Source organism: Streptomyces sp. FH025 (assembly GCF_017427025.1).
Taxonomy (GTDB): Bacteria; Actinomycetota; Actinomycetes; order Streptomycetales; family Streptomycetaceae; genus Kitasatospora.
In genome coordinates this window covers 1-5,850 of the sequence record NZ_JAFLNG010000496.1, presented here as the reverse complement: position 1 = coordinate 5,850, position 5,850 = coordinate 1, and the positions used below count along the sequence as shown (strand labels likewise).

Genomic DNA, 5,850 nt, shown 5'->3' with positions numbered 1-5,850 from the left:
ACCAGCGCGCCCCGCTCCCGTTGGACACCAGGCCGGCCGAGGTGCGCCAGGCCGCCAAGGCGCCCCGCCTCGGTGCGGCCGCCCAACAGCCCTGCAACACCGCCGACTTCACCGGCCGGACCGGCAGCGACCTGGTCCAGCACATCACGGCCGCCGACCTCCAGTGCGTCAACGGCCTGTTCCAGCTCACCGGCGGGGACGCGAAGGGCGCGTTCCGCGAGGAGCAGATGACCACCGTCGCGTACGCGCTGCGCGACGCCGCCGGCGGCTACCCGGGTGACGACTCCACCTCCGTCGAGCAACTGGTGCTCTACCTGCGCGCCGGTTACTACGTGCAGTGGTACCACCCGAACGACGTCGGCACCTACGGCACCACCCTGCAGACCGCGATCCGCTCCGGGCTGGACGCCTTCTTCGGCAGCGCGCACTCGCGCGACGTCAGCTCGGCCAACGCCCCCATCCTCGGCGAGGCCGTCACCCTGATCGACAGCGCCCAGGAGAACATCCGCTACCTGTGGGTGGTCAAGCAGCTGCTGACCGACTACAACAGCGCCACCTGGAACCCGGCCGGCATGGCGTGGTCGGTGAACCCGGCGTTCACCGTGCTCTTCCGCGGCCACCAGGTGACCGGCTTCGACGCGGCCGTGGAGGCCGACCCGAGCGTGCTGGACGCGCTGTCCGCGTTCGTCACCCGCAACGAGGACCAGCTCGGCGGCGACTACGACGTGCTGGTCTACAACGGGACCAACGAGCTGGCCCGCTTCCTGAAGGACACGGCGCTCCAGGCCAAGGTCCGTCCGCTCGTCAAGGCGCTGGCCGCGCAGTCCGCGCCGAGCGGCCGCACCGTCCACCAGTGGGCCGCGATCGCCGCGGCGGTCGGCTACTACGACGCCGCCAACTGCTCCTACTACGGCACCTGCAACGCCGCCGACCAGCTCAAGTCGGGCGTGCTGACGGTGAACTACACCTGTAGCCCGAGCATCAAGCTGATCGCCCAGGCACTGGACGCCACCCAGCTCGCCACCGCCTGCACCAGCCTCACCGGCCAGGACGCCTACTTCCACTCGGTGGTCCGTGACAACGGCCCGGTCAAGGACGACAACAACACCACGATCGAGGTCGTGGTCTTCCACTCCTCCCTCGACTACCAGGTGCTGGCCGCCGCCATCTACGGCATCGACACCAACAACGGCGGGATGTACCTGGAGGGCAACCCGGCGACCGTCGGCAACCAGCCGCGCTTCCTCTGCTACGAGGCCGAGTGGGCCCGCCCGGCCTTCCAGATCTGGAACCTCAACCACGAGTACACCCACTACCTCGACGGCCGCTTCGACATGTACGGCGACTTCAACGCCGGCATGACCACCCCGACCGTCTGGTGGGTCGAGGGCTTCGCCGAGTACATCTCCTACTCGTACCGCCAGGTCAACAACGACGGCGCCATCGCGGCGGCCGCCAGGCACACCTACCGGCTGAGCGACCTCTTCGACACCGTCTACGGCGACCAGGACCGGGTCTACCGCTGGGGCTACCTCGCCGTCCGCTACATGCTGGAGCAGCACCGCTCCGACATGGACGCCGTGCTCGCCAAGTACCGGGTGGGGGACTGGGCCGGCGCCCGCACCCTGCTCAAGACCACCATCGGCACCCGCTACGACGCCGACTTCGACAGCTGGCTGACCGCCTGCGCGAACGGCGCCTGCGCGACCACCCCGACCGTGCCGCAGGTGCCCGAGTGCACCGCCGCCGACACCCGCCAGCTGGGCGCCGGCTGCGCCCGCAGCAACGTCGCCGCCACCACCGGCAACTACGCGCACTTCTACGTCCTGGTGCCGGCCGGCACCCAGCAGGTGAAGATCACCACCAGCGGCGGGACGGGCAACGGCGACCTCTACTACAACCCCGCCGGCTGGGCGTACACCAACGCCTACGCGACGCGCTCGGCGGGACCGGACAACTCCGAGACGCTGACCGTCACCAACCCGCCGGCCGGGTACGTGTACTTCAGCCTCTACGCCCAGCAGGGCTTCAGCGGGGTGACCGTCACCAGCCAGTTCTGACCGAACCCGCGAGGGGCCGCCCCGGCGATCCGGCCGGGGCGGCCCCCCGTCCGTACGACCCCACCCGTCGCCCGCCTCACTCGCCGATCCGCACCAGCGCCAGGGTGATGTTGTCCGGCCCGCCCTCCTCGATCGCCGCCTTCCACAGCTCGAAGGCGGCCCGGCCGTCGGCCCGCTCCTCCTCCCGGTACGAGCGGGCGAGCAGTTCGGCCAGGTCCTCCTCGGGCACCGGGTCGGTCAGGCCGTCGCTGCACACCAGGTAGCGGTCGCCGACGGCCAGCGGGGCGGCGCGCACGTGCGGCTCGACGTAGGTGAGCCCGAGCGAGCCGCCCAGGGTCTGGGTGACCACCGAGGTGGTGCGCCGGCCGGGCGGCAGCGGTGGGCTGTCGTCCACGCTCACCCGGTGCAGCCCCTCCCCGGTGATCCGGTAGATCCGGCTGTCGCCTACGTTGAAGGCCACCGCCTGCTCGGGCAGCACCACCAGCCCGGCCACCGTGGTACCCATCGCGGCCAGCTCCGGCCGGTCGGCGGCGGCCGCGTACACGGCCCGGTTGCACTCCTGGAGCTCCTCCCGGACGGCCTCCTCGCCGTCCAGCGCGGCCCCGGCGGCGGCGAGCCTGCGGGCCACCAGGGCGCTGGCCACCTCGCCGCCGGGGTGGCCGCCCAGTCCGTCGGCCACCGCGACCACGCAGGGCGGGCCGAGCGGGAAGAGCAGGGTCTGCGGGTTGGTGGTCACGGTGGCGCAGAGCGTCCACGGCCCGACCGCGAGGCTGTCCTCGTTGTGCTCCCGCACCAGGCCCTCGTGGCTCAGTGCGCTCACCGCGATGTACGGCGCCATCGGTTCGCCGCCCTTCCGGAGCTGCCCTCCCGTTGCCGGTGTCCCTCCTTCCATTGTCGGGGGAATAACGATCCGCACCCAGGTGCTAAGGTGGTTGAAAGTTGGACTACCTGGGACGTGGGAGAGCATCATGCAGTTCGGAATCTTCTCCGTCGGCGACGTGACGACCGACCCGACCACCGGCCGCACCCCGAGCGAGCACGAGCGGATCAAGGCGATGGTCGCGATCGCCAAGAAGGCCGAGGAGGTCGGCCTGGACGTCTTCGCGACCGGCGAGCACCACAACCCGCCGTTCGTCCCGTCCTCGCCGACGACCATGCTCGGCTACATCGCCGCGCAGACCGACCGCATCATCCTCTCCACCTCCACCACGCTGATCACCACCAACGACCCGGTGAAGATCGCCGAGGACTTCGCGATGCTGCAGCACCTCGCCGACGGCCGGATGGACCTCATGATGGGCCGCGGCAACACCGGCCCGGTCTACCCCTGGTTCGGCAAGGACATCCGCCAGGGCATCCCGCTCGCCGTCGAGAACTACGCGCTGCTGCACCAGCTGTGGCGCGAGGAGGTCGTGGACTGGCAGGGCCGCTTCCGCACCCCGTTGCAGTCCTTCACCTCCACCCCGCGCCCGCTGGACGACGTCCCGCCGTTCGTCTGGCACGGCTCGATCCGCAGCCCCGAGATCGCCGAGCAGGCCGCCTACTACGGGGACGGCTTCTTCGCGAACAACATCTTCTGGCCCAAGGAGCACTTCAAGAAGCTGATCAACCTCTACCGCGAGCGCTACGCCCACTACGGCCACGGCACGCCCGAGCAGGCGATCGTCGGCCTCGGCGGGCAGGTGTTCATGCGGAAGAACTCCCAGGACGCGGTGCGCGAGTTCCGCCCGTACTTCGACAACGCGCCGGTGTACGGGCACGGGCCCTCGCTGGAGGAGTTCACCGAGCAGACCCCGCTGACCGTCGGCAGCCCGCAGGAGGTCATCGAGAAGACGCTGACCTTCCGCGAGACCTTCGGCGACTACCAGCGCCAGCTGTTCCTGATGGACCACGCCGGCCTCCCGCTGAAGACCGTGCTGGAGCAGCTGGACCTGCTCGGCGAGGAGGTCGTGCCGGTGCTGCGCGAGGAGTTCGCCAAGGGCCGCCCGGCCGGAGTGCCGGACGGGCCGACCCACGCCGCGCTGGTCGCGGCCCGCGACGAAGAGAACGAGAAGAAGGACGAGAAGGCGGAGGTGGCCAAGTGACCGCGTTCAAGCTGGCGGTGGTGAGCGCCGGACTGAGCAAGCCGTCCTCGACGCGCCTGCTGGCGGACCGGCTCGCCGAGTCGACCGTACGCCAACTCGCCCTTCAGGGCCGGGAGGTGGAGGTGACCGTGGTCGAACTGCGGGACCTCGCCGTGGACATCGCGAACAACTTCGTCACCGGCTTCCCGGCCGCCGCGCTGCGCGAGGCGATCGAGGCGGTGACGGACGCGGACGCGCTGATCGCGGTGACGCCGATCTTCACCGCCTCGTACAGCGGCCTGTTCAAGTCCTTCTTCGACGTGATCGACAACGACGCGCTGACCGGCAAGCCGGTGCTGGTCGCCGCCACCGGCGGCACGCCCCGGCACTCGCTCGCCCTGGAGCACGCCGTCCGGCCGCTGTTCAGCTACCTGCGCGCGGTGGTGCTGCCGACCGCCGTGTACGCGGCCACCGACGACTGGGGCGCGACGGGCGACGGCCGTACCGACGGGCTGCCGCGCCGTATCGACCGGGCGGCGGGCGAGCTGGCCGCCCTGCTGGCCGGCCGCAGCCCGGCGACGCCCTCGCTTCCCGAGCAGGTGGTCCCGTTCGCCGAGCAGTTGGCGGCGCTGCGGGTCTGAAGCCGAGGGTCTGAAGCCGAGGGTCTGACGCCGGGGGTCCGCAACGGGCCGGGGGGCGGGTGCGCGATGCGGCGCACCCGCCCCCGGCCCGTGTTCCGGCTCGGTCCGGTGGCCACCCGGACGGCGCTGCCCGGCCACTCGAACGGCCCCGTCGGAGGATCCTCCGACGGGGCCGTTCGACCCGCTCACCAGGGCCGTTCGGCTGCGTGTCGACCGTGCCGGATTGTCCGCTATGCGATGTAATCATTGGCATGATCACATTAGTGCTGGTCCCTCATGCCGTGCACAGGGCCGAACCGTCATGACGGGGCCCACCCCCGGCCGCGAGGAGATCCGCCGGCTGGCCCGGCTCGACCCCTTCGAGCTGAAGGCCGAGTTCATCCGGCTCGCCGAGGAGTACCGGCGGGGCAGGCCCGGGCAGAAGGGCAGGTCCACCTCCCATCTGCTCAACGCCGGCCGCGGCAACCCGAACTGGGTCTGCACCGGCCCGCGCGAGGCGGGCCTCGCCCTCGGCCACTTCGCGCTCGCCGAGAGCCGCCGGGTCTGGACCGCCGACAACCTCGGCGGCATGCCCGAACAGGCGGGCCTGGCGACCAGGTTCGACTCCTTCGTCCGCAGCCACCCCGAGCTGCCCGGCATCGAGCTGCTCCGGCGCAGCGTCGAACTCGCCGTCGACCGCTTCGGGTTCGACCGCGAAGCCTTCCTCCACGAGCTCACCGACGCCGCCATCGGCGACAACTACCCGGCGCCCGGCCGGATGCTGGTGCACGCCGAGCAGATCGTCCGAGGCTATCTGCACGAGGAGTTGATGGGGCGTCATCCGGTCTCGGAGCGGCAACCCGAGCTGTTCGCCACCGAGGGCGGCACCGCGGCCGTGTGCTACGTCTTCGACTCGCTGACGAAGAACGGCCTGCTGCGCAAGGGCGACCGGATCGCCCTGATGGTGCCGGTGTTCGGCCCGTACCTCGGCATCCCCGAACTGGACACCTACGACTTCGAGTTGGTCGAGATCCAGGCCGACAGGACGGTCGAGACCGGCGTGCGGGAGTGGCGCTACCCGCCCGAGGAGGTCGCCAAGCTGGCCGA

Annotated in this window: 4 protein-coding genes and 1 pseudogene; 4 read left to right on the top strand and 1 reads right to left on the bottom strand. The window is 71.0% G+C overall.

Annotated features, from left to right (window positions below):
* Window positions 1-2,060, top strand: a 2,060-nt coding sequence (locus J0670_RS27665; RefSeq protein ID WP_207814421.1) for a M9 family metallopeptidase, incomplete at its 5' end; no start/stop codon positions are given.
* Between the two features lie 76 nt (window positions 2,061-2,136).
* Here the strand turns inward: J0670_RS27665 and J0670_RS27660 are convergent.
* On the bottom strand, window positions 2,137-2,898 hold the full coding sequence (locus tag J0670_RS27660; protein WP_207814420.1) for a PP2C family serine/threonine-protein phosphatase: 762 nt from the start codon (window positions 2,896-2,898) through the stop codon (window positions 2,137-2,139).
* Between the two features lie 130 nt (window positions 2,899-3,028).
* Between J0670_RS27660 and J0670_RS27655 the strand changes: the two genes are divergently transcribed.
* The 3 genes and pseudogenes from J0670_RS27655 to J0670_RS27645 form a co-directional block, all read left to right on the top strand.
* Window positions 3,029-4,144 carry an LLM class flavin-dependent oxidoreductase gene (locus J0670_RS27655; protein ID WP_207814419.1) on the top strand — a complete coding sequence of 372 codons (1,116 nt, stop codon included), beginning with the start codon at window positions 3,029-3,031 and terminating at the stop codon, window positions 4,142-4,144.
* Window positions 4,141-4,764: an FMN reductase gene (locus tag J0670_RS27650; RefSeq protein WP_207814418.1), complete on the top strand. Its 624-nt coding sequence runs from the start codon at window positions 4,141-4,143 to the stop codon at window positions 4,762-4,764. Before J0670_RS27655 ends, J0670_RS27650 begins: the two co-directional genes overlap by 4 nt.
* 301 nt (window positions 4,765-5,065) lie before the next feature.
* Window positions 5,066-5,850, top strand: a pseudogene (locus tag J0670_RS27645) (aspartate 4-decarboxylase); the annotation flags it as partial.

Excerpts from the sequence above, each read along its gene's own strand:
- J0670_RS27660 (WP_207814420.1), bottom strand. The coding sequence starts at position 2,898 with ATGGCGCCGTACATCGCGGTGAGCGCACTGAGCCACGAGGGCCTGGTG.
- J0670_RS27655 (WP_207814419.1), top strand. The coding sequence starts at position 3,029 with ATGCAGTTCGGAATCTTCTCCGTCGGCGACGTGACGACCGACCCGACC.